The organism is Comamonas denitrificans (assembly GCF_017368815.1).
Classification (GTDB): Bacteria; Pseudomonadota; Gammaproteobacteria; order Burkholderiales; family Burkholderiaceae_C; genus Comamonas; species Comamonas denitrificans.
Window position 1 is genome coordinate 41,166 of the sequence record NZ_JAFNME010000017.1, and the last position, 22,305, is coordinate 63,470.

23 protein-coding genes are annotated in these 22,305 nt (G+C 62.5%); 8 read left to right on the forward strand and 15 right to left on the reverse strand.

Annotated features, from left to right (window positions below; genetic code table 11):
• Positions 1–248: 248 nt before the first annotated feature.
• The 3 genes from J1777_RS08960 to J1777_RS08970 all read right to left on the reverse strand — a co-directional run bounded on the left by J1777_RS08960 (position 249) and on the right by J1777_RS08970 (position 2,964).
• Positions 249–524, reverse strand: coding sequence for an EexN family lipoprotein (locus tag J1777_RS08960; RefSeq protein ID WP_004883082.1), 276 nt, complete (start codon positions 522–524; stop codon positions 249–251).
• Positions 521–1,465 carry a LysR family transcriptional regulator gene (locus J1777_RS08965; RefSeq protein ID WP_004883081.1) on the reverse strand — a complete coding sequence of 315 codons (945 nt, stop codon included), beginning with the start codon at positions 1,463–1,465 and terminating at the stop codon, positions 521–523. The genes J1777_RS08960 and J1777_RS08965 overlap by 4 nt, the downstream gene beginning before the upstream one ends.
• 74 nt (positions 1,466–1,539) lie before the next feature.
• The gene (locus tag J1777_RS08970) at positions 1,540–2,964 is read right to left on the reverse strand and encodes an efflux transporter outer membrane subunit (protein WP_028699135.1); all 1,425 of its coding nucleotides are present in this window, start codon (positions 2,962–2,964) and stop codon (positions 1,540–1,542) included.
• A gap of 109 nt (positions 2,965–3,073) precedes the next feature.
• On the opposite strand from J1777_RS08970, the gene J1777_RS08975 reads away from it, so the two are divergent.
• The 6 genes from J1777_RS08975 (at position 3,074) to J1777_RS09000 (ending at position 10,780) form a co-directional block, all read left to right on the forward strand.
• Positions 3,074–3,709: a TetR/AcrR family transcriptional regulator gene (locus J1777_RS08975; RefSeq protein WP_242700470.1), complete on the forward strand. Its 636-nt coding sequence runs from the start codon at positions 3,074–3,076 to the stop codon at positions 3,707–3,709.
• Positions 3,709–4,875: an efflux RND transporter periplasmic adaptor subunit gene (locus J1777_RS08980; RefSeq protein WP_023123862.1), complete on the forward strand. Its 1,167-nt coding sequence runs from the start codon at positions 3,709–3,711 to the stop codon at positions 4,873–4,875. The genes J1777_RS08975 and J1777_RS08980 overlap by 1 nt, the downstream gene beginning before the upstream one ends.
• Positions 4,876–4,897: 22 nt before the next feature.
• Positions 4,898–8,014, forward strand: coding sequence for an efflux RND transporter permease subunit (locus tag J1777_RS08985; protein WP_004883075.1), 3,117 nt, complete (start codon positions 4,898–4,900; stop codon positions 8,012–8,014).
• Between the two features lie 190 nt (positions 8,015–8,204).
• Entirely contained in the window at positions 8,205–8,540 is a 336-nt protein-coding gene (locus tag J1777_RS08990) for a DMT family transporter (RefSeq protein ID WP_004883073.1), read from the forward strand.
• Between the two features lie 12 nt (positions 8,541–8,552).
• On the forward strand, positions 8,553–9,170 hold the full coding sequence (locus tag J1777_RS08995; RefSeq protein WP_004883071.1) for a DUF3313 family protein: 618 nt from the start codon (positions 8,553–8,555) through the stop codon (positions 9,168–9,170).
• Positions 9,171–9,286: 116 nt separating this feature from the next.
• On the forward strand, positions 9,287–10,780 hold the full coding sequence (locus J1777_RS09000) for a patatin-like phospholipase family protein (protein WP_197069153.1): 1,494 nt from the start codon (positions 9,287–9,289) through the stop codon (positions 10,778–10,780).
• Here J1777_RS09000 and J1777_RS09005 read toward each other — a convergent pair.
• From J1777_RS09005 to parA, 5 genes are all read right to left on the reverse strand, one after another.
• Positions 10,773–12,755, reverse strand: a complete 1,983-nt coding sequence (locus J1777_RS09005) for a relaxase/mobilization nuclease domain-containing protein (protein ID WP_004883068.1) — start codon at positions 12,753–12,755, stop codon at positions 10,773–10,775. The two genes, J1777_RS09000 and J1777_RS09005, sit on opposite strands and share 8 nt — an antisense overlap.
• Positions 12,756–13,191: 436 nt before the next feature.
• Positions 13,192–13,791 (reverse strand): S26 family signal peptidase, encoded by a 600-nt coding sequence (locus tag J1777_RS09010; RefSeq protein ID WP_004883067.1) that lies wholly within the window; start codon positions 13,789–13,791, stop codon positions 13,192–13,194.
• The gene (locus J1777_RS09015; RefSeq protein WP_207575405.1) at positions 13,788–14,321 is read right to left on the reverse strand and encodes a DUF2840 domain-containing protein; all 534 of its coding nucleotides are present in this window, start codon (positions 14,319–14,321) and stop codon (positions 13,788–13,790) included. The genes J1777_RS09010 and J1777_RS09015 overlap by 4 nt, the downstream gene beginning before the upstream one ends.
• Positions 14,318–14,602 (reverse strand): hypothetical protein, encoded by a 285-nt coding sequence (locus J1777_RS09020; RefSeq protein ID WP_031656925.1) that lies wholly within the window; start codon positions 14,600–14,602, stop codon positions 14,318–14,320. The genes J1777_RS09015 and J1777_RS09020 overlap by 4 nt, the downstream gene beginning before the upstream one ends.
• On the reverse strand, positions 14,599–15,237 hold the full coding sequence (parA, locus tag J1777_RS09025) for a ParA family partition ATPase (RefSeq protein WP_023114174.1): 639 nt from the start codon (positions 15,235–15,237) through the stop codon (positions 14,599–14,601). Before parA ends, J1777_RS09020 begins: the two co-directional genes overlap by 4 nt.
• On the opposite strand from parA, the gene J1777_RS09030 reads away from it, so the two are divergent.
• On the forward strand, positions 15,236–15,385 hold the full coding sequence (locus J1777_RS09030) for a hypothetical protein (protein WP_207575406.1): 150 nt from the start codon (positions 15,236–15,238) through the stop codon (positions 15,383–15,385). The genes parA and J1777_RS09030 overlap by 2 nt on opposite strands.
• A gap of 141 nt (positions 15,386–15,526) precedes the next feature.
• On the opposite strand, the gene J1777_RS09035 is transcribed toward J1777_RS09030, so the two are convergent.
• The 4 genes from J1777_RS09035 to J1777_RS09050 all read right to left on the reverse strand — a co-directional run bounded on the left by J1777_RS09035 (position 15,527) and on the right by J1777_RS09050 (position 18,205).
• Positions 15,527–16,384 (reverse strand): replication initiator protein A, encoded by an 858-nt coding sequence (locus J1777_RS09035; protein WP_031656926.1) that lies wholly within the window; start codon positions 16,382–16,384, stop codon positions 15,527–15,529.
• A gap of 26 nt (positions 16,385–16,410) precedes the next feature.
• Complete coding sequence (locus J1777_RS09040) at positions 16,411–16,692, reverse strand: helix-turn-helix transcriptional regulator (RefSeq protein ID WP_031656927.1); 282 nt, start codon at positions 16,690–16,692, stop codon at positions 16,411–16,413.
• An 83-nt stretch (positions 16,693–16,775) separates the two neighbouring features.
• The gene (locus J1777_RS09045; RefSeq protein WP_184372813.1) at positions 16,776–17,546 is read right to left on the reverse strand and encodes a DUF2285 domain-containing protein; all 771 of its coding nucleotides are present in this window, start codon (positions 17,544–17,546) and stop codon (positions 16,776–16,778) included.
• A gap of 308 nt (positions 17,547–17,854) precedes the next feature.
• The gene (locus tag J1777_RS09050; RefSeq protein WP_184372816.1) at positions 17,855–18,205 is read right to left on the reverse strand and encodes a DUF2958 domain-containing protein; all 351 of its coding nucleotides are present in this window, start codon (positions 18,203–18,205) and stop codon (positions 17,855–17,857) included.
• A 239-nt stretch (positions 18,206–18,444) separates the two neighbouring features.
• Between J1777_RS09050 and J1777_RS09055 the strand changes: the two genes are divergently transcribed.
• Complete coding sequence (locus tag J1777_RS09055) at positions 18,445–18,750, forward strand: helix-turn-helix domain-containing protein (RefSeq protein WP_128272177.1); 306 nt, start codon at positions 18,445–18,447, stop codon at positions 18,748–18,750.
• A gap of 63 nt (positions 18,751–18,813) precedes the next feature.
• Here the strand turns inward: J1777_RS09055 and J1777_RS09060 are convergent, their stop codons facing one another.
• The 3 genes from J1777_RS09060 to J1777_RS09070 form a co-directional block, all read right to left on the reverse strand.
• Positions 18,814–19,128, reverse strand: coding sequence for a DUF736 domain-containing protein (locus tag J1777_RS09060; RefSeq protein WP_128272179.1), 315 nt, complete (start codon positions 19,126–19,128; stop codon positions 18,814–18,816).
• A gap of 754 nt (positions 19,129–19,882) precedes the next feature.
• Entirely contained in the window at positions 19,883–20,092 is a 210-nt protein-coding gene (locus J1777_RS09065) for a hypothetical protein (protein WP_128272181.1), read from the reverse strand.
• A gap of 62 nt (positions 20,093–20,154) precedes the next feature.
• Positions 20,155–22,227, reverse strand: coding sequence for a ParB/RepB/Spo0J family partition protein (locus J1777_RS09070; RefSeq protein ID WP_207575407.1), 2,073 nt, complete (start codon positions 22,225–22,227; stop codon positions 20,155–20,157).
• Positions 22,228–22,305 lie beyond the last annotated feature (78 nt).

Consider the following 22,305-nt stretch of genomic DNA (forward strand, 5'->3'; position numbering starts at 1 on the left):
CCAATCTCTCCTACGCTGATTCCCTTGGGAAACGCGGCTTAGAAATGTGCCGCAGGCGTCAGGATCGGTGCTGGCTTAGTGCCGGTCAAAGACCGTTTGGGGCAGAAAGGTCGATAAGAAAGAATGAATTCGCGCTGTGTCTAGCCAGGGAGTGACTCCGTAAGCGCCGGCGAATATCAGCGTGCCGAACAGAAGATTCAGGCAGACTAGCGAATTGCTGAATTGCTGAATTGCTGAATTGCTGAATTTCAGAATTTGGGGGATTCTTTGGGCGGTGTGTATGGCGTTTTTCCGTCACCGTAGAACCGCTTACGTGTTGCCTCCGCTACCCGGTTGCAAAGCAGTTCGCCCAAAGTAGGCCGATCCGTCTTGCATTGCTGGCGCAACTTCTTGAGCTGTTCCGGGTCTGCCACCAGCTCTTCTACTGTCGGGGTTTTCTTTTCTGCACTAGTGGCTTTGTGCGGTTTATCAGATTGACCGCATGCGACTAGCATTGCAGCGACGAGCGTGATGGCGAGTCTCATGGCATCAATTCCTCCGGAAGATCGGGATTTCGGCTTTTTGTTGACCTGAGAAACTCTGGCAATTCGATGGCCTGTACTCGCTGAATGAAGCGCGCAAGCTCGTCAAACGGATCGCCTTCAAGTCTGAGTAGATAGGTCGTCAAAGGTGGTACGCGTGTCGAAAGCGGCCTCGCCACGACTCCTGGCTCTCGGGAGGCTGCAATGTGTGCAGCCCCTGTAAGTCCGAGTGCAAAACCGGCAGATACCAACGCCATCATCAGGTCGAAAGTGGTAACCCGCTCGGCAACTAGAGGCTGCATTTCAGCCCGGCTAAGTACTCGCTCAATGTGCTTGGCGTGGCCCTCGCACACTTGAGGATCAGATAGCACTAGCGGGTAGCGCAGCAGTTCATCCAATGGAATTCGCTTAAGAGCCAGCAACGGATGCCGAGCTGGCAGCGCCACCATAAGCGTGTCAGTCCACGCGGGAAGTGCGACGATTCCATCACCTACGTCGTCGGACTGTGCAAAGCCGACGTCATACAGGTCGTCGTGCAATCCTTTGATTTGTTGGGATAGTGGCACCTCAAAAAAGCGAATCTCAACCTCGGGCTCCTCCTCGCGACACAACGCCAATAGGGCTGGTAAGCACAGTAGTGTTGCGCCGTCTGACAAGGCGACGCGGAGTTGTCCATGAAAGCCATTTTTTGCTGCCTTCACGCAGTCCCGCGCCTGTTGCAAGGATGCGAACACCCGAGGTGCGTGCTCCATGAGCATCAACCCAGCTCGTGTCAAACGCGTGCTTCTCGTGTTCCGAATAAAGAGCTGTGCTCCTAACTCCTCTTCGAGTTCTTTGATCGTGCGAGACAGTGGGGACTGCTCAATATGCAGTTTCGCAGCGGCGCGAGCGAAGTGAAGTTCCTCGGCGAGCGCCATAAAACAACGTAGATGTCGAATTTCCATGCGTCCCCTACTAATCGTCGATCTATTCAGTATTTAAAACTCGCTGCCATGCTGCGTTCTTCCAACTCAAGGACTCAGGGTGAAGATTGCAGATTCACATGCTCTGGCGAACCAGAAAGCGCTTTAGCGAGAACACCCCATTGCACGGCTGCGTCGGCGCGAGCACGGACCAGAGCCGCTCGCTGGGACAAGGTGCCACGCTCCGCTTCTGCAACAACGGTCGCATCCACCTGTCCCGCCTCAAAGAGGCGTCGACTGCGGTCAAGGAGTCGATCAGCGACGACAAGACCATCGACCTGATGCTGCAGAGAAGTCCGCTGGGTCTGCCAGCCCAGATAAGCGTTCTCCACATCCTGAAGCGCAAGCAAAACCGTGCGTTCCAGGTCAGCCTGTGCGCCGCGACTGCGTGCTGAGCCCTCGTCGATTCCCGCTTGTATTGCTCCACCGTCAAAGATCGGAAGCGTCACACCCAAGCCCAGAGAGAAAATGTTCCCTGCCACACGTGTTCCGTTGTTCTCGAAGCGTTGGCGCCCACCACTCAAATCGAGCACAAGTTTGGGGAACCGCTCGCCTTCTGCTGCGTTCCATCGCGCCGTCGCCGCTGCAAGACGCGCCTGCGCGGCTCTGACGTCGGGGCGCTGCTGCAGCAATTCGCCTGGCACGCTTCTGGGAGTCCAATCGGGCATGGTGAGAGAGGCAAGCGCAGGACCGCTGCCAAGCGCCCCCGGAATCCGGCCAACGAGCACATCCAAGGCATGCGTTGCTTCGCCGCGTACGCGTCGCAACTGCTCTTGCTCCACCCGGAGGGCGATGACCTCGGAACGCGTGCGTTCAATGTCAAAGCCCGTAGCTTGACCTGCCTTGAACTTCTGCTCTGTCAGACGCTCAAGGCGCTCGGCGACTTGAAGTCGCTCTTTTGCCAGATCTTCCAGCTCTGCCGCCTGCCGCTGCTGCAGTGCAGCGGACACTGTCTCAAAGGCGATCTGCCAACGTGTCGCGAACCAGTTCTGTTCGACAGCAACTGCGTCCATCCGTGCGCCATCAGCGGCATGCGAGAGGCGGCCCGCTAGATCAACTTCCCATGAAGCCGACAGCGGAAGCCTGGCATCGCTGCTGATGGTCGGTGCCAAAGAAAAGTCGCGCGCGCGCGTTGCTTGGGGCGTGAGCGCCAAGCTAGGGAACATTGAAGCGCGTGTACGTCGGGTGATCGCCACAGCTTCATCAATCCGCGCTCTTGCAATAGCGAGATCGGTGTTGTGCTCCAGCGCGTTGCGCACCAGCGCGTCAATCAGCGGATCACCGTACGCCGTCCACCACTCGGCCGGGAGTGCTTGTGCTGGCACCTGCTGCACAGCCAGACCCGCTTCGTTCATGAATTTGGCCGGAACCTCAACGCGTGATGTCTCCACCCTGTGAGGCGAGTGGCTGCACGCGGCGAGAAGCGTGATCGATAGGAATGCAACAGCAGTAAGGCCGCGGCGGGCGTAGGGATCGGACATGTTGAGCCACTAGGTTGTGAATTGAGGAGGCCGTCTTGACGGGCATAGTTCATGGCGTGTACTATACCGTCCAGACGGTTCAAAAATCAAGCATCTTTGGAGTTTCACCATGGCAACTCGTATGAAATCAAGCCCAGAGGAGTCGCATTCGGCGGACAACGGCGCTGAAGCCCCCTCCATCTCTAAGAAAGCGCAACAAACACGGGAGCGCATCCTTCAAGCTGCGCGTGACGTAGTCATGGAGGGAGGTGCCGGGCACCTAACGCTTGACGCGGTCGTTGCACGGGCAGGAATGAGCAAAGGTGTGTTCCTGTACCACTTCAAGACCAAGCGCGATCTGCTCCTCACGATGATTGATGACCAGGTCTCGGCGTTTGATGGCGGGCAGGAAGAGCGAGAGCTGCCATTCGTCGGCGATCCAGACCCTTGGCTATCCAGCCAGGTCTCGGCTATGCCTGACGGCGGGATGCAAAAGATGAGCGCTGCATTGCTGGCGGCCGTGGCTGAAGACCCCACGCTGCTTGAGCCTGTGCGCGGCTGGTACCGCAGGCAGTACGAGAACGCGAGCAAATCTCCACGCGGCACCGATATCGCCGGAATCGTTCTATTTGCCTTGGACGGAGTCTTCCTCGCCGAAATGATGGGTTTTCCGACGTTTGCTGCCGAAGACCTTTCTCGACTCATGCACACCCTCCAGGCGCTCGCCCGCGGCGAACTGGAACTCACCCCTATTGATAAACGCTGATGAAAGGCCTTCCCGTGTCTTGCACTCCCTTTAAATCCCAGTCCTGGCAAATGCAGAAAGTCGGCCTCGCGTTTGTTCTGCTCGCATCGCTTGCCGGCTGTGGTAGTCAGAAGGAGCCTGCTTCCGATCCACCGCGAGCGGTCAAGCTGCTCACGGTGGGGGATGTAGGTTCTGTGGCCAATCGCATTGAATTGAGTGGTCTAGCTCGCTCCAGTGAGCGGAGTACCTTGGGGTTCGAGACTGGCGGGCGTATCAGCAAGCTTCATGTGGACGTGGGAGATCGCTTCTCTCGCGGACAGCTTCTGGCTGAGTTGGATGTTCAGCCCGAGCAACTCCGCCTAGAACAGGCTCGGGCGACACTCGCTGCTGCGGAAGCCGCATTGGCAGACAGAATCGTGCAGACAACGCAGCAAAGGGGGCTGCTTGAGGGCAACGTAATCTCCCCGGCTGCATTCGAGAGTGTGAAAGCACAGTTGGTTGCAGCTGAAGGCCAGGTGCGCAATGCAAAGGCCGCATTCGGCCTTGCCGAGCGTGCGCGAAGGGGGGCCGCCATTCATGCGCCATTCGACGGCGTCGTCGCGGAGAAACTCGCTCTGCCGTTCACAGATATTGCAGCCGGAGCGCCGGTGCTTCAAGTGGATGGACTACGCAGCGGCGTAGAAGTCCTTGCGACTGCATCGACGACCCAGGCGGCAAATATCAAAATTGGGCAGGTCGCCGAACTGCGCCTGAGCGAGTCAGCAAGTCCCGTTCGTGCTTCGGTACAACGCATCGGCTTGCGTGCTGAAAATGGCTCACTTTTACCTGTCGTGCTCGTTCCTCAAGATGCTACTCTTGCGCGCAGTCTTCGACCCGGGTCTGCCGTTCAAGTATTGCTGAAGGCACCGGAAGCGAAGGATGCCTCACCAGATCGTCTGATGCTTCCCTATTCGGCACTGGTGCTCAGTGAGAAAGCAGGACAAGCCGCAGTGTTTGTATATGACGTGACCGGAAAGAAGGTGCACCGCCGGGAAGTGCAATTCCAGAGCGAGCCAGGCGGCGACAACGTTCGCGTTGTGGGCGGCCTGAAGCGCGGCGAGATGGTAGTCGCGGCTGGCGCGAGTTGGCTGACGAACGAGCAACAAGTCACCCCACTCAAGGCCACGACCCAATTGGCCGGACGCTGACCCGCTACAGGAAGACTTCGCTATGAAGATCACAGAAATGGCGCTGCGCGCCAGCAGACTCACCTACCTTGCCGCGGTCATCATTCTTGTTGCCGGCATTGCCACGTTTCTCAATTTCCCTTCGCAGGAAGAGCCATCGGTCACGATTCGAGATGCGGTTGTTGCCGTTCTGAACCCTGGCATGCCAGCCGAACGTGTTGAGCAGTTGATCGCGCGTCCGATCGAGGAGCGTTTGCGGGAGCTGGCCGAGGTCAAGCGTGTAACCACAACCGTTCGCGCGGGCGGGGCCGTCATACAGGTCACGATCTGGGAGCGGTACACCGACCTAGCCCCCATATGGCAGCGCGTTCGCGCGAAGGTTGCCGATGCTCAGCCTCTGCTTCCACAGGGTACGTTGGGGCCATTTGTCAACGACGACTTCGGCCGTGTTGCCGTGGCCTCCATTGCGGTGACCGCGCCGGGCTACTCCATGGGCGAAATGCGTGTGTCGTTGAAAGAGATGCGCGATCGCCTATACGCGCTTCCCGGCGTTGATCGCATCAGCTTCTACGGCTTGCAGGAAGAGCGCGTCTATCTCGAATTTGATCGACCAAAACTAGCCCAGCTTGGATTGACCCCACAAGGGGTGATCGATCAACTCGTTAAACAAAACGTCGTGCTTTCAGGCGGGCAAATCGCCATCGGTGGCATCAACGCTTCGCTGGCTGTTAGTGGAGAGGTTCGCGACGCCGCTTCGCTGCGCGCGTTGCCGATCATGATGGCGCAAGCTCAGGGTGCGCGCGGTGCTTCGCCTGCTCCTTCAATCTCACTGGGAGAGCTTGCGCGCGTGCAGGTACAACCTGCAGATCCTCCCGAGTCTGCTGCAGTCTATAAGGGCCAGCCTGCCGTAGTGATGGCAGTGTCCATGACCTCGGGCCAGAACGTGGAGCAATTCGGCGTAGCCCTCAAATCCCGTGTGGCCGAGCTTGAGAAACTTCTGCCCGCAGGTTTCGAGCTCTCCTATGTGACATTCCAGGCAGACGTCGTCAAACGTGAAATGGGCAAGATGAACCAGGTGATGATCGAAACGATTGTCATCGTGCTCGGCGTCGTCGTCCTTTTCCTGGGATGGCGCACAGGATTCATCGTCGGGATGATCGTGCCGCTTACCATTCTGGGGGCACTGATCGTGATGCGCGCGCTGAACATCGAGCTGCAAAGTGTTTCGATGGCAGCCATCATCATCGCTTTGGGGCTCTTGGTAGACAACGGCATCGTGATTGCCGAAGACATTGAACGGCGCTTGGCAGCCGGTGAAGACCGCAAACAGGCTTGTCTCGAAGCGGGTCGTACCCTCGCACTGCCGCTGCTGACGTCCTCATTGGTTATCGTCATCGCCTTCTCCCCGTTCTTCTTCGGCCAGAGTGCGACGAGTGAGTATCTGCGCTCTCTCGTCATTGTCCTCGCGCTCACGTTACTCGGATCTTGGCTGTTGTGTCTGACCGTCACTCCACTGCTGTGCTACCACTTCACCAAAGTGCATCATCAACCGGCGAATGACGCGCAAACCTACAACACACGCTTCTATCGCGGCTATCGCAAGTTGCTTGAGTGGGTGCTTGACCACAAGGCGATCTACGTTGGTGTGATGACGGGTGCATTGGCCGTAGCTCTGTACGGATTCACGACACTGCCATACGACTTCTTGCCGAAGTCCGACCGAGTTCAATTCCAAATACCGGTGCAGCTCGCCCCTGGAACGGATTCACGGCTCACTCTTGCCAAAGTGAAGGAAGTGAGCGGCTGGCTCGGTGATCAAGAAATCAACCCCGAAATCACGGATCACATTGGCTACGTCGCTGACGGTGGGCCGCGCTTCATCCTTGGGCTCAATCCCCCATTGCCAGCATCGAACATCGCGTACTTTGTCGTGACGGTCAAGGCAGGCACCAACATTGACGTCGTGATTGCCCGAACTCGGGCTTACTTCGCGCAGCATCATGGAGATGTACGCGCAGAGCCTCAGCGGTTCTCGCTAGGCACTACCGAAGCCGGCACAGCCGTCTACCGGGTCAGTGGGCCGGATCATGAGGTGCTGATGAATGCGGCGGCGAAAATTGAGTCCGCGCTACGGGAGCTGCCAGGTACGGCCAACATCAAGAACAACTGGGATACCCGTGTCGGCCGTCTCGATGTTCGGGTCGATCAAGATCGTGCGCGACGTGCTGGCGTCACCACCGACGACATAGCTGCCTGGCTTGGCACCCGCTACATCGGCCAGTCGATCTCTGTGATCCGAGATGGCGATACCAGCGTGCCAATCGTGATGCGCGGGACGTCCAATGATCGGCGCAGCACTGCGGACGTTGGTTCGACGACCATCTATCCAGCGTCGGGTGGCCAGCCGGTTTCCCTGGCGCAAGTGGCCGATGTCACGCTCGCTAGCGAGCCGTCTGTGATCCAGCGCCGCAATCTCATTCGTACAGTCACAGTTCAGGGGCAGAACACCGCATACACCGCGCAAGAGATCGTGGATCACCTCGCACCTCGGATCGCCGCAATTGAACTACCTGCAGGCTATGCCATAGAGCTTGGTGGAGAAATTGAGGAATCGGCTGAATCGAATGCATCGCTCACGCACTACATGCCGTTCGCTCTTCTGGCGATGTTGCTGCTATTCATCTGGCAGTTCAACTCCTTCCGCAAGCTGATCGTGATTCTCGCAACGATTCCCTTCACGTTGATTGGGGTCGTGATTGCACTGAAGGCAACAGGCACTCCTTTCAGCTTCATGGCGACATTCGGGGTGCTTGCGCTGTTCGGAATCATCGTCAACAACGCCGTTCTTCTGCTCGAACAAATTGAACACGGCCTCTCGGAAGGTCTCGCCCGACATGAAGCCCTGGTGGGAGCTGCGATGCAGCGGCTGCGTCCAATCGTGATGACCAAGGTGACCTGTATCGCGGGTCTCGTGCCCCTGATGTTGTTTGCGGGGCCGCTGTGGAAGGGCATGGCCATCGGCATGATCGGTGGTCTCGCACTTGGCACGCTCGTGACGCTTGGCCTGATTCCGTTGCTCTACGAGGTGCTGTTCGGAATGAAGTGGCCGGGCAGCAAACGGAGTCACGAGGCGGTACAACAACCAGTGCAACCGGTCTGATCCCTCAGCGTAACTGTCCACACGCTTCCCCCGATCTCTCTCGTGGCCGGAGAGATCGGGGAGACAGATTCTCGCCATCAGAGAGTTTAAGAAGAAATCAGAAGCAGAGCGAATTGACCGCCTACTGCCTATTCTTTGATGCTTTGATGCTTTGATAATCAATTTTCACTGAATAGATTTGGAGAAATATATGAACCCGTTGTCATGGAATCCATGGTTGGTTCTACTGATTGCCGGCCTGTTCGAAATCGGTTGGCCACTAGGCCTCAAGATGGGTGCGGCCAATGCAGCGATGCGCTACGTGGGGCCGGCGATTGCAGTTGCCTGTATGGCAGCCAGCGGCTTTTTCCTATGGTTATCTCTTAAACAGATCCCCATAGGAACAGCTTATGCGGTCTGGACCGGCATCGGTTCGCTGGGCGCGTTTTTCGTGGGCGTGTATGTGTTCGGCGATACCGCCTCCTTGATACGTTGGGTTGGAATTGCGCTGGTTGTTGCTGGCATCGTCTGTCTGAAAATGGGATAAATGAAAATATATATGAAACGCCCTATTTCATTAATCCATTTTGTGCTGCTGGCAGGCCTCACGGCAACCTTATCTGGCTGTGCTTCAAACGGAATGACTCGATCAGGGTTTCTTGGTGATTACGATGTATTGGGAAAAACGAAGTACGAAAATGTTCTGCTCTTCAAGGCGCCAGGCTTTGAACCCAGTCGTTACCGGGAAATATTAGTCGAGGATGCTCAGGTAGTGACGGCAACTGGACGCATAGGTGGGCTTGAAGCTGAGCAAGTGCGAGAGCTTCTCGATCACGTCAACAGTGAACTGCGACATCTCCAAACTAAGTCCGAAGCTCCCGCATCGTCAGGCCGCATACGTGTGCGTGTGGCAATTACGACCATTGAGACGCCCAATAGAGCAGTCAACACCCTAACGACGTTGCTTGTTGGACCAGTGACAACTGGGGGAGCTAGTTTGGAGTTTGAGGCAGTAGATGAACAAACAGATCGTCGGGTGGCTGCTGCTAGCTGCTTCGAGCACGGCAACGCTCTCGCGGATTTCAAAGGCTCCTACACACTGCTCGGGCATGCAAAGTCTGCAATCACCACCTGCCTTGAACGGATCAATAGCGCTTGGAGAAGTGCTGGCTCGTGAATAGCTGCTATTCCATAACTTCGCGCGGATCGCGAGGAGCCTCATCAAGGGGATTCGTAGGGTGCCGTTCTTGTAACGTCTGCAGCATTCTGGAGTGGCTCTGCTTCGTCGCAAAATTGCCGGCGTTTCTCGTTCTTGTCTATTCGAAACGCTGCGTGGTGCTGCTTGCAGAGGTAAAGCGCCTGGAGGTGTGTAAATTCACACGATGGAGTTTGGCCGGTGTGCTGGCAACGGTAGTTCTGACAGGGTGTTCCACTTACCGTCCTTGGATCAACCCGACACTTTCCGACGCCGCCTTAATGTCTCTCGCCGAGAACGACCAACGCATCAGGCCGTCGGAGGTCAACCAACCGGTGGTTGTAGCGGTGACACTGTCAGGCGGGGGCGCTCGGGCGGCGGCCTTCGGCCTGGGCGTGCTGCGCGAACTCAAGGCCACACGCTTCGCGCTAGAGGGCCAGGAGACCACTCTGTTGGATCAGGTGTTCCTGGTCAGCGGAGTGTCGGGGGGCAGCATCCTTGCCGCGCACTTCGCGGCCTTCGGCGATGCCACGCTGACTCGTTTCGAGCCGGATTTTCTGCTTGTGCCTTTTGAGGGGCGACTCATACGTGAAGCTCTGTGGCCTGAGCGTCTTTATAGACTAACTTCACCTTGGTTTGGGCGCAGCCAGATCCTGGCTCAACGCTTGGACGAACTTTTTGAAGGCCGCACCTTTGGTGACGTGCGCCGACGACCGGGCGCGCCCGAACTGATGATCACGGCAACCGACCTCACGACCGGTGCCCCTTTCGATTTCACCACCGAGCAATTCCGGCTAATCTGTTCCGACCTCGATGCAACGCCGCTGTCTTTCGCGGTGGCGGCCTCGTCGGCAGTACCGCTGGTGCTGTCGCCCGTAACGGTGCGAAACAACGCCAATACCTGTCCGCCGCCTCTCCGATCTTTGCCTGTCAGAGGGCAAAATTACAGATCACGCATCCTGCAAAGCGGCATAGACAGCTACCTCAATGCGCACGATCGGCCCTATATCCACCTCGTGGACGGTGGTGTCTCCGACAACCTCGGCGTACGTCTGATGCTAGACCGGCTAGTAGCTTCGGGCTCAATGAGCGCCAATTTCTCGGAGGTCAAGCCCGGAAGCTTGCGCCGACTCGTGTTGGTGACGGTGAACTCCGAACGAGGACTGAGCGAGAGAGTGGACAGTAGCGACCGAGTTCCCAGCACGACGCAAGTACTTGAGTCGCTGATCTTCGGTGCCGGCGCTCGCGAGACCCAGGTGACGCTGGCCATGCTTAACGACGACCTGCAACACTGGCGTTCCGAGATTGTCCGCACCCGTGGCCAAGCGGACAGCCCCTTTGCGGCCGACGCAGAAATCTACGTAGTAAGCGTAAGTCTGAACGACGTGCCGGACGACAAGATCCGGCATTCGCTGCTGCGCGTGCCCACAGCCTTCACGATCGAGGCTACGGATGTCTTGGACCTGCAAACTGCGGGAGGCGAAGCACTGAGGCAATCCAAGGAGTTTATGGCATTGATTGAATCTCTAAGAAGAATCACAGCAGCCAAGCAGACTGCGCCTGGTACTCAGCTTCCCTTGATATCTAACTGATACCGATACTGGGCTTTCGTCCAAGTTCCCAAGAGGCACTTCCGCCGATAACCTTTGCGGCAAGCTGTTGTCCCAGTCGCGGCTCAATTACCGGCCGCCACGGCACAAGGCTGAACCCCATGCCGTCATCGAGCATCGCGTAGCGCCCGCTGGCGAGCATAATGGAACGCCGGTAGATACCGGCTACGCGCTGCCCGTCGGCCACCGGGCGATGCTCTAGGCCGGTTTCCGCCGCAATGTCTTTCGCGGCCTGCACTAGTTCCCGATTGCGTAGCGTGCCCAGCAGGTTGCGCGCGAGGATGACGCGCTGCCCGCGGCGCTGTGCCAGCCCCTGTTCTTCGAGGAAATCGGCTCGCTGCTGTATGGCCTGCTTGGTATCACCGCCAAAGCCCAAGTTGCCCAGCCCACGGCCACCGCCGATCAGTTGCTGGTCAAGCCAAGTCGCGCCGATGACGCGGGCCTGCCGTTCAATAGGAAGGTGTGATTTCAGCTCTACGGCTACATCGCCCAGCCGTTGCGCGTCGTATTGGCGGCCACGCTCGGCCAGGTCGTCCGGTACCTTCCATAGCCCTTCGGCCACGCGCTCCACGATGCAAGCCCGGCGCAGGGCTTCCAGCCGCCGGACATGAGCGGCGACGACTTCCTGCGGGTCGCGTCCGGGCGTAGCCCGGCCCTGCTCGATTACCAGGTGATGATCGGTGCGGTACAGGCCATCGCTCGCCAGCGAGGCGATGTTCTTGTCGGCCGTGCGCACCTCAGTCGAACCCTTCACCTCTACCACAGCGCCCGTGGGATAGTTCGCCAGTTCGTCGCGGGCGTTCAGTGCAACGTAGTGGGCCTTACCGTCCGTGCCGTCGATGATCAGATAGCCTCGGTCGTGCAACTCATCGGCAAGCCCCTTCGCGGCCACGCGGCCGATGAGGCTGCGACCATCGTCGCCCGGCTCGAACACCGCCAGCTCACGCGGCTGGCCGCTCATGGCCCGCTGCATCGTTCGGATGATGTCGCCACGCTCACCCAGGGCACGCAAGGTCTTCTCGGCATCGGCATGAATGGCCCAGGTGCCGGGCTGCACCTCGTCGGCTAGGCCCAGGCGCTGCAAGCGTTGCAGGCGGCCGATCAGCAGCAGGCGCTGGCGTTGCAACCTCGGCTCGTTGAGCCGTTCGACATGCACCCGGCCATCCTCGCCGGTCTCGCGCTGCAAGGTGCGATCCAGGCTCGTCCACCGCTCCTGTTCCACCTCGCGCCTCAAGGTCTGCTGAATCTCCAGTTCGGTGCGCGGCCCCAGCCACTCGGTCGCCAGCTCGGCGGCGCGATGGCGGAAGCCGTGGGCGATGTAGTCACCCGCGATGATGAGGTCTTTGCCGGTGTCGTCGCGCCCGCGCACGATCAGGTGGGTGTGCGGGTTGTCGGTGTTCCAGTGATCCACCGCCACCCAATCCAGCCGCGTGCCCAGGTCGGCTTCCATGCGGCTCACCAGATGCCGGGTGTAGGTGCGCAGGTCGTCCAGCTCGGCCCCGTCCTCGGGCGAGACGATGAAGCGGAAATGGTGCCGGTCGTCGGCGCAGCGTTCCTTGAAGGCGTCCAGATCGGCTTCGTCGGCCTGTGGCCCGTAGCCCCGGCCCGGTTCGCCATCGCGACCCGCGCCGTCGCGCTCGATGTAGCGCAGGTGCTTGGCGAGCGATTGCGGGCTGGCCCGCTGGTGATTGACCAGCAAGGTCTTGATGGTCACGCGCCGCGACATGGGCATTAGCTTCGCCCCGGCGAAGCGCGCCGCCGTGTGGCCACGTCCGAGCCGAGAGCCGGGCCGCTGGCCGGTGCCAGCCGCGCCAGGACGGCGTACTGCCGACTTGCCGCTGCTGGCTTTGCCGGCCTGCTTGAGCACCTTGGAAACGAAGCTCTGCCCCTGGCCCTTGCCCCGGTTCTTCGGGGCGCTGGGGCGCACGCGAAAGTCGTCGTCGCGGCTGTCGGTCATGGCTGCGCTCCCCGCAAGCTTGGGCGTGTCCTGTCGTGCGAAGCACGCGGACATGCCAGCATTGGCGCGACCCTCGCGCCAAACGCGGCACGGTGGCGAAGCCGCTCCGTGCCGCGTTCCCCCCATGTGCTGACTGGCTTTCGACGCGGCCAGGTGCCGCGTCCTTTTGTCTTGCCTTCCGCCTTTGCCCTTCGCTGTCGCTCCAGGCAACGGCGGCCCGGCGGCGCTGCTGCGTGAACAGACAGCGCGCCGGCGAAAGCGCCAATGGCCGCAGGCCGGGCGCGTTCGAGGCAAGACGCCTGAACGTTGGACGGCTGCGCCGGATGCTGCGCGACGTGCGGTGCGAATGCACCGGCACGACAGGCGCAGCGACACTGAAGCAGCCAGCAGAACGACATGCCCGATGGCACGTCAGAGCGCAGCGAATCGGCGGCCATCATGGGCGTATCTCCGGCCACACCGGATGCGCAACGCCGATCACGGCGGATGCGCTGACCGGGCCGAAATAGCGGCTGTCGAACGATGCTGGATTCGTCACGCTCAACAGGAGCAGTTCGCCCGGTTCAAGGCGGCGGCAAAGCTGCAAGGACGGCAGCGCCCGGCCCAGCCGGTCGGCGGGCAGTACGGCGGCCGAAGGCACGCCGTCGATGCGTACCTGACCGGCGACGATGCAGACGTGTTGCGGCGCGACCGCGCCCACACGTTTGAGCAGCGGAACGCGCGTCGGCAGGTAGCCGCGCTGCGCAGCGAGCGCGGCAGCCGTGGCCGGAAGCGGCACCAGCACGATGCTGTCCACGGACAACGGACGTGGCAGCGAGGCGGTGCGCGGGTCGAACGGGTCAATGCGATACCAGCCGACCGCCACGCTGTCGGACGGGTTGTAGGTCAGACGCGGCAGCGGCGACACGAAAGCCGCCCAGGCCAGCGCAGCGAAGCCGATGGCGGCCAGTGTCGCCAGCACGATGCGAGCGCGCAGGCGTGAGCGAGGACGCGGCGCCACGTCGGGCGCGTTGGGTGTGGTGGTCGGGGCGGTCATGGCAGCACCTTCCCGGCCAGCCAGGCGGTATGCCGCTCGGTGGTGTATTCGGGCAGCGCAAGGCGAGCCGCAAGACGGTTGCCCAGCGTGCGCCAGTACGCCGGCGACACGTCGATGGCAGCGATGCCCAGCGCCTCGATGCCGTCGATGCGCTCCAGCACGGCGCGCACGTTGGCATCGCCTTCGGTGTGTAGGAGCAAGCGCGCGCCCGGCTGAACACCGGGGATGCGCTGCGCCGCGTCCAGCGGTGTGCAAGCCTGCATCACCATGAGTTGCCAGCGGATCGTGCCGTAGTCGTTGGCCTGCCAGCGGATGCGGCAGAGCATCGCGCCCGGCAGGAACACCGCGCAGCGCCGCCAGCGGTCGAGCTGAAGCGTGCGCGCGGGTTCGCCAAAGCGCAGGTAGAGCTTGAAGCGCGGTTCGATATAGGCCAGCGCCACGCGCGTCAGCGGTACGCTGGCAGGCTGGCCGGAAGGTGCTGCGAGCGCAGCCGTGGCCGCACCAGCGGCAGGCGAAGCGGATGCAGTCATGGGGTGTTCTCCCTGCGTTGCTCTGGAAACTCGCGCTCCAACAGGCCACGCAGCAGATCGGCCACCGTCACGCCTTGACCGAAGGCGGCGATCTTGATGCGAGCGCGTAGCGCGGGCGTCACGTCGAGGGTCAGGCGGGCGGTGTAGAGGTCGCCCTTGTTGAGCGCATCGGCGTCGCCCTGGCGAATCCACGCCTCGACGTGCGGATTCGCGGGCGGACGCGCACCGATGCCGACGCGCTTTGCCGTGCGCTTGCTGTTCGGTGGCGGCCTCGCGGTCATGTCGGCCACCGCAGCAGTTCGTCCACCAGCGCGGTAATTTCGCGCGCGGCGGCGCTGTCCGGCGCCGTCTCGCGTGCGAGCCGGCCAGCGGCCACGCTGTCGGCGAAGACGATGCGCTGATGCACTTCCGCGCGCAGCGCAGGGAGCGGCTGGTCGGCCAGCGCCTGGCGCGCTTCGCGCCCGATCACGGTGGTACTGACGCGCCGATTGATGACAAAGGCCGCGCGCAGCGCAGGTCGGAAGACTTGCGCCTCGCGGATCAGCGCCACCATCTCGGCGCTGGCCCACAGGTCGTAAGGGCTGGGCTGCACCGGGATCAGCACGCGCTCGGCCGCCAGCAGCGCGGAGCGCGCCAAGGCGGCGATGCGCGGCGGGCCGTCAATGACGACGTGATCGGCCCGCCTTGCGAGTTCTGGCGCCTCCTGATGCAGCGTCTCGCGTGCCAGGCCCACGGCGCTGAACAGCCGTGGCAAGCCTTGCTGGCTTCTGCGCTGCGTCCAATCCAGCGATGAACCCTGCGGGTCGGCGTCCAGCAGCACGACGTGCTGGCCGCGCATCGCCAGCTCGCCGGCGATGTGCGTGGCGAGTGTGGTCTTGCCGACACCACCTTTCTGGTTCAGCAGAGCGACGATCATGGCGCGGCCCTCCAAGCTGGAAAGCCTTGCTTCGAGTCGCCTGCAAAACCTGATTTCTGGCGGCTTGGATTGCCTGCCGTTTGTGGCCGCGTGGCGGTTGTCCACCGCAGCGGCGCTTCTCTACAACAAGTTAGAGAAATTAAGTTAGGGAAGTTAGAGGGCGAGGAAACCCAAAGCTGGCGCGGGTTTGCGGCCGATCGGCACGCCTGATAGCACGATAGTCCCACGCCTGATAGCACGATACCCCGCACGCCTGATAGCACGACACCATCCACAGGCTCTCCCGGAGTTATCCCCGTGCCGTATGCGGCACGGGCCGGAACGTCAGCAGTTCCATGCCGTTGTCCGGCATCCGCTCGATGCCCAGGACGTAGCCGGGCAGCGACTGCCGTGCGACCAGCGCGCGCAGGTCGCAGGCGAAGTCGTAGGGCTTGGCGGTGCTGCCCGATTTCTGGTGCAGGTAGCGAAAGTCGAACTGCCAGCCGTATGCCTGCTTGCCGCCGTGCTTGCGCACCAGGCGGTACAGCCACCGCTCGATGCCGCCAGTGAGCCGGAAGTACGCCGGGTCGATGGTCAGCACCAGGGCGGCGTCGAGCACGCCCGCATAGAACCAGTCCGGCAGGATCAGCTCGATGCCCAGCGGCGTGCCGCTGGCATCGGCCAGTTCCTTCCATTCGTTGATCCACGAGAAGCGGTGCAGGCGCCGCCCGGTCGTTTCGCGGATGGACGTGGCCACCGTGGTCGATTGCAGCCGGTCGAGCGCGGCCTTGAGGCGCTGGTAGTCGCGCAGCGACTTGCCGCGCCCGATGAAGCGCAGGATCTCGTAGGGCGTGGCGTGCATCAGCCGCGACGGCCGCAGGCCGGCGTCCTTCGCTTCCACGATCTGCGAGGCCGCCCATATCAGCACGTCCGCATCCCAAATCGTGGCGATGCCGTGCTCCTGCGTACCTTCCACGCGGATCGTCACGTTGCCCGCGCGGAAGTCGATGGGCTTGACCCGCTTCGATTTGCCGAGCGAGAAGAACGGATAGGCCATCAAATCCTGGCTGTCGCGCGGCGCCATGTCGCCGGGCAAGGCGCGGAACAGGTCGAGCTGTTCGCGCTCTTGCAACGGCCGCTGCCGGGACGGCAGCGCGGTGCTGGACATGGCGATGGCCTGCCGCGCGCCGCCGATCAGCGCGCACGGCTGTCGGCCGAGTGGTGCTCGGCGTATTCGGGATCGGAGGTCGTCTCGAAACTGCGGTCGGCGGCCCAGGCATCGAGGTCGGCCACGGCGTACATGACGCGGCGACCGAACTTGCGAAAGCGCGGGCCGCCGCCGATCACGCGCTGCTTTTCCAGCGTGCGCGGCGACAGGCGCAGGTACTCGGCGGCTTCGTCGTTGGTGAGATAGCGTTGGGGCTGCACGGCAGCGGTCGAGACAGCGGCGGCAGGCCGCAAAGGAGCGGGACGCATGGTGTGAACCTCCATCGGTTGAAAACGCCCGGCCACACAGCGCGACCGGATGGAGGCAGTCTCAGAAAGCGCGACCCTTGTGCTCAGGGTCGTTTTGCGTCGTCGTCAAAACGACCCTTCTCAAGCGGCGGAAGTTGTGCTAGTCGGCGATAGCCGCCGCGCATCAACTCATCGCCACGTCGTACCAGGCGGCGCACTTTGGAGCGCAGCCCGCCGTCGCTGTACCAATCGGCTGCGGCATCTACGCCGAACAGTCCTTCCGCGACTTCACGCAAGGACGCGCCCGCCAGGGTCGCGTCGAGCGCCTGCAAGGTGTGCAGTTCCAGCAGTGCGGCAGGTGCTGGCCTGGGTTTGGCATCGGCTAGAGCGGCACCGGGCACCTGACCGCGTGCAGGCGCGGCAGCGCCGCCGCGATGGGCATAGGCCACGGCCATGCCATCTTCCAGGCCGGGCGCGAGCGCGAAACGCAGGCAATGACCTGGGCTGCGCGCGATCAGCGCCAGCCCTTTGCCGTCATGCAGCAGTTGCTTGTGGCCGGGGATGAGCCAGAACGCGAACATCGCCGCATCCAGCGGCGGATCGGCATCGGGGTAGAGCTGCACCACAGCGGCATGGCCGGGCAGCCAGGCCGGATGCGCGTCGCGCGCATCCAAGGCCGGGTCTTCCAGCAGGCGCAAACCCCAGCGATGCGCCGCCTGCTGTGCCGCTTGCGAACGGCGATGGTGGCGCAGCCAGTCGAGCCGATAGTCGGGATGCCGGCGCAGGTACTCCCAGGCGAGCGCAAGGCCGTCCAGATGCAGCACGTACAGATACGCGGCAGTCGAATACCAAGGCTCGGCGCTGTGATCGACCATGACGCCACCTCCCGCGAACAGGACTCGCCGCCACGGAAGGACTACGCGCTACATCGCAATCGTTAAAACGTCATGGGAAAAAAAGGTGAATCGGGTTGTCAAGACCGATTGGCTCCGATGCGTTGCGGTATTCGTCTCAATGCTGCGGCGGCAGCGCCCCGAGTTGGAGTGCTGCACAGGCCAGCCTGCCGCAGTCCGCGTCAAGCATCATGCCTATTTGGATCAGACTGGTGGGGCTACGCCGCAAGAATGCCGATTGAGACCTACCCGGTATGGCGCCAGACTGAAAAAGTCACAGTGCGCCGTATTCAGTCCGGGATGGCCCCGTCGCGCTCGGCCAGCCGGGTGTATTCCGACAGCGTGCGCGTAGGGCGGAAGTAAAGGTCGCGCATCACGGGCTGCTTGCGCGGCCCGACGATGCCAGCCAGCTCGGACAACTTGACGGTGCCTTGCGCTGGCATACCGATACCCAGGTCGATGAGGCCCCAGGCGGTGTCGCCATCGGTTGGATCGAGCGCGGCCAGCAGCCAGGTCACGTGCGCGTCCGGCGTGAACAGCCGCACCACAGGCACCGGGTCGATGGCCCGGCCAGCGGCACGGGCCTCGCCGTTGGCGAGCAGTTGCGCGCGCTCCGGGGCGGTGGCGAGTGGCTGGGGCATGGTCGGCAATCCCACACATCCAATGATGCACGAACGCGGTTTCACGCAGAAGCGCAGAACCGCCAAGCCGGATGCACGACTTCGTGCGCAAGCACGGATGCGGTTCTATGGCTTTGCTGGAATCCGCCGATACGGATTTCCGTAGAAGCACAAAAACGGAGAACACCAAATGAACACTATAGATTGTAGTTCTATAGGGCGCAATGGGCTGTCATCTTGGTTTTTGAGAGGAACCATTGGTGGCGGCTGGGAACTCATTGGCGAAGGCGTTGAAGACAGTCAGAAAGGCGCGTGGCTTGAGCCAGGAAGCCTTCTCTGACGTGTCCAGCCGTACCTACATGAGTACCCTGGAGCGCGACCTGAAAAGTCCGACCCTGCACAAGTTGACCGAGCTGTGCGAGGTGATGGAGATCCACCCGCTCACGCTGCTGACGCTGGCCTTTGCGGGCGACAGCCCGCGCAAGGCCGACGAACTGCTGGCGCAGGTACGCCGGGAGCTGGAGTCGGTGTTGAAGGAGCGCGACGCGGCGAAGCCGCGCGCGTGAAGTGGTGATGTGCTGCGACCAGCAGCACAGCGCCCCGCCGCGATGGGCGGGGCGCTGCGGTGGTCACGCCGCCTGGGGCTTGCTGCGCGACCAGATCAGGTCGTGCGTGCCGTTCTCGTTCTCGATCAGGCGGGCATAGACCGTCGCCGGGAACGAGGGATCGTCGAGGGATACGGACACGTAGGGCCGCCCGGCTTCGCTGGTCTTCTTCCACGCCGCGCCGATGTCGTGGCCGGCCGCCTGAAGGCGGAAGTCGGGGGCGTTCTCGGTGTCGCCCTTGTCGTTGGGAACCAGCTTGACCTTGACGTTGAGCGTCAGGGTGCGAAGCGTGCCGGTGAAGCCGTCTTTGTCTGCGGTGAAGGTGCCGATGTTGGCCATGATGTTTCTCCTTTCGGTTGAACAAGGTTCGCGCCCATCGCGTCCTTGTTGTGATCCGACCGGCGGGGGACGGGCTGGCTGCACCGCTTGCGGTCGCAACGCAGTGGAGAACCGGAAGGCGAAAAGAATTTGTCCCGCGAGGAATGCGCGCAGCGCAGGGGAAATTGTTTTCGCCGCACGGTTGCAGCCATGAAGCCCGGAGGCGCAGCCGCGCCACCGCCAGGATTCACAACGAGACAAGGACGCCTTGGGTCGAACCACCCCCGAAAGGAGACAGGGCCGGCTCGGCATCCCCGCACGAAGGCTGCACCGGCGCGCGCCCTGACACGGGCCAGAGTCAATGCCCCGACGACAAGGCAAGGACGCCCCTGCCGCAGATTGCGGCAACGTGCTTGAGGTGTGGCATGGAAGCTCCATAGCGAGGCCGGGCGGCTGTCGGTGAACTGTCCTTCGTGATGGACAGGCAACGAATCGCCAGCGTCGAGGACGGCACGCTTTCACACAACCTGCCGCAGCAAGCCGGGGCGTAGCCCCACAAGCCCTGCCCATCGCGGCGGGGCGCCATCGAAACCTCGCCCGCGCCAGCGGGCACCGATTGCTGTGTCGCGCGCAAGGCCGTTGCGCGCTCGCCCCGTCGCCGCCTGGCCGAAGGCGGCGACGGGGCGATTTTGCTTTGGACGTTGGAGCCGGGCGCGGCCACCGCCGCGCCCGGATTTTGGAGTAGCCCCGGCCCAATGTGCCGGGGCTGCCGCTGCTATTCCTTCGTTTCGATGAGCCACCACACGGCACGCGGCAAGGCGCGGCCCGTGATGGGATGAATGTCGGTGAGGTCGGCGCGGGCCGTCCAGCCCGAGGGCGGGCGGTAGCCGCGCACGTCACCTTCGCCGTGCCATCGGCGGGCGCGTACCGTGCCGGGGGCATAGGTCGCCGCCATACGCGGGCGGCCGGTCGTGGTGCGGGTCATGGGCGGTTCTCCTTCCAGCGAAGCGCCCCGGTCGAGGCCGGGGCGCTTGCCTTCGGCGCGGGTCAAGCGGCCAGTGCCTCGGCGGGTTCATCCGCCACGGCGTCGGCATCCTCCGGGGCGTCCTGCTCCGGGCCTGCCTCCTGCACGGCGTCCTGCGGGCCTGCGGCCTTGAAGATGGCGGGCATCCAGCCCGTGCCATCCGCCAGCCGCTCGGCTTCGCTGGCAATGTCGGCCTTCTTCAACTTCGCCAGTCGGGTGACGTGCTCGGGCGCGTACTCGCCCACGGCTTGCAGGATCGCGGCCTTCGGAATGTGCTTGAAATAGCCTTCGGCGCTCGGCTGCCACCATGCGGCCATGTCGAGGCCCACGGCCTGCGCCAGTTCCTCGCCGGGCTGGTGTGGCGTGGCGCGTGGCGTCACCACGTCCACCGTGACGGCCACGCATACCGCCAGCAGCCGCACCAGTTCGTCTTGCGACTTCGCCAACAGCGCGGCGAACAGGTCGGCGCTGTCCTCCGGCAAGGCTTCACCGGCTACCTGTTGCAGTTCGCGCAGCGCCACGGCGGCGGGCGATTCCGGCCAGTCCGGGGCCATGCCTTCCAGTCGATCTTGCTGGGTCAGCTTCACGCCCAGCGGCAGATCGTGGCCGTAGTGGCTGCCTTGCAAGACAGTCTGCACCATGCCATGCACCAGTGCGGCCAGCGCCACCTGCGGATGCCGGGCCACTTCGATTTGCAGCGCGGCGGTACGGTGGACGCTCAAGCGTTGCGCCAGCCGGTCGGACATGGCGGCGGGCTTGGGGGCGTCGTCGGTTTCCTCGCCGGTATCGTCGTTCCCGGCTTCGCCCTCGCTGCCGAAACCTTGCCGCAGCCGTTCAAGCGTGCGCAGCGCCTTGGCCTCGGCTTCGCGCAGCAGGCCACGATGAATCACGGCCTCACCGTTGCGGTCGATGGTGACGATGGCCCCGGCGGCAGCTTTGATGGCTTCCCCATAGTCCTGCAAGCCATCTTCCAGCGCCTGCAACTGTTCGCCCAGGCGTTCGCCTTCCTCCTGCAAGGCTTCGGCCTTTTCTTCATCGTCGGCGTCCAGGGCGACATCCACGGCTTCGGCCAGTTCGTCTAGCTTGGTTTGCAGCTTCTCAATGCATTGGGCTTTGCGCTTGTTCGGGCTGCGGCGCTGCCTCGGGGCGCGCTGGAAGGCTTGCAGGTCGGCATGGGTCGTGCCGGGGGTGGCATCCACCCATGCCCAGCCTTCGGCCTTCACCTCGGCGGCAAGGCTGGCCAGCTTGTCCTGCGCCAGCCGTTCCAGCAGCGTGGCATCGGTCAGATACACGCCGCTATCGGCTTCCGCGAACAGATCGCGGCGGGTGCCACCGCCTGCGGCCTCGTAAGCATTCAGCCCAACGAAGCGCACCAGCGGATGCCGGTGGGCATCAATCTCGCGCTCGGTCAGGCGGTCGCGCAGGTTGTGCGGGCTGCGCTGCCATGTCGGCGCATCGTAGAACGCAGCTTCCTGCGCGGTGTGGTCGTCGGTGATGGCAAGGGCCATCAACTGGTCAAGGCTCACGGCCTCGGCCCGGTAGTCGGCAAGCAGGCGCGGCGACACGTTGGCGAGTTTCAGGCGGCGCTGCACCACCAGCGGCGTGACGCTGAAATCTGCGGCAATGTCCTCGATGGGGCGGCCTTCGGCCACCAGCGCGGCGAATGTCTCGAACTGGTCGGCGGGGTGCATGGCTTCGCGCTGCACGTTCTCGGTCAGGCTGGCGGTGCGGGCGGTGCCATCGGCCACCAGTAGGCAAGGCACCTCCCATTCCTTGCTGATGCGGTGCTTCTTCGCCAGCAGCTTGAGGGCGGCAAGGCGACGGCCTCCGGCCACGACTTCGTAACGCTCGCCATCGGCGGATGCAATCACGATCAGGTTTTGCAGCAGGCCGACACGCTGGATGCTGGCGGCGAGTTCGGGAATCGACATGCGCGGGGTCTTGCGCACGTTGCGGCCCGTGGGGCGCGATACCAGCCGCGACAGCGGCACCAGAATCAGATTCTTGCTCGGGTCGGCGGCTTCCAGCAACACGGCAGGCGTGGCGCTGGCAGTGGCGTGGATGGCTTGGGCTTCGGTGTGGTTGATGGCGTTCATGGTGAAAACTCCTTGCGATGATGGAATGCAGCAGCGAATGACGCGGCAAGGGTTGCTGCCTGCCCCTGCCGCGCAGGG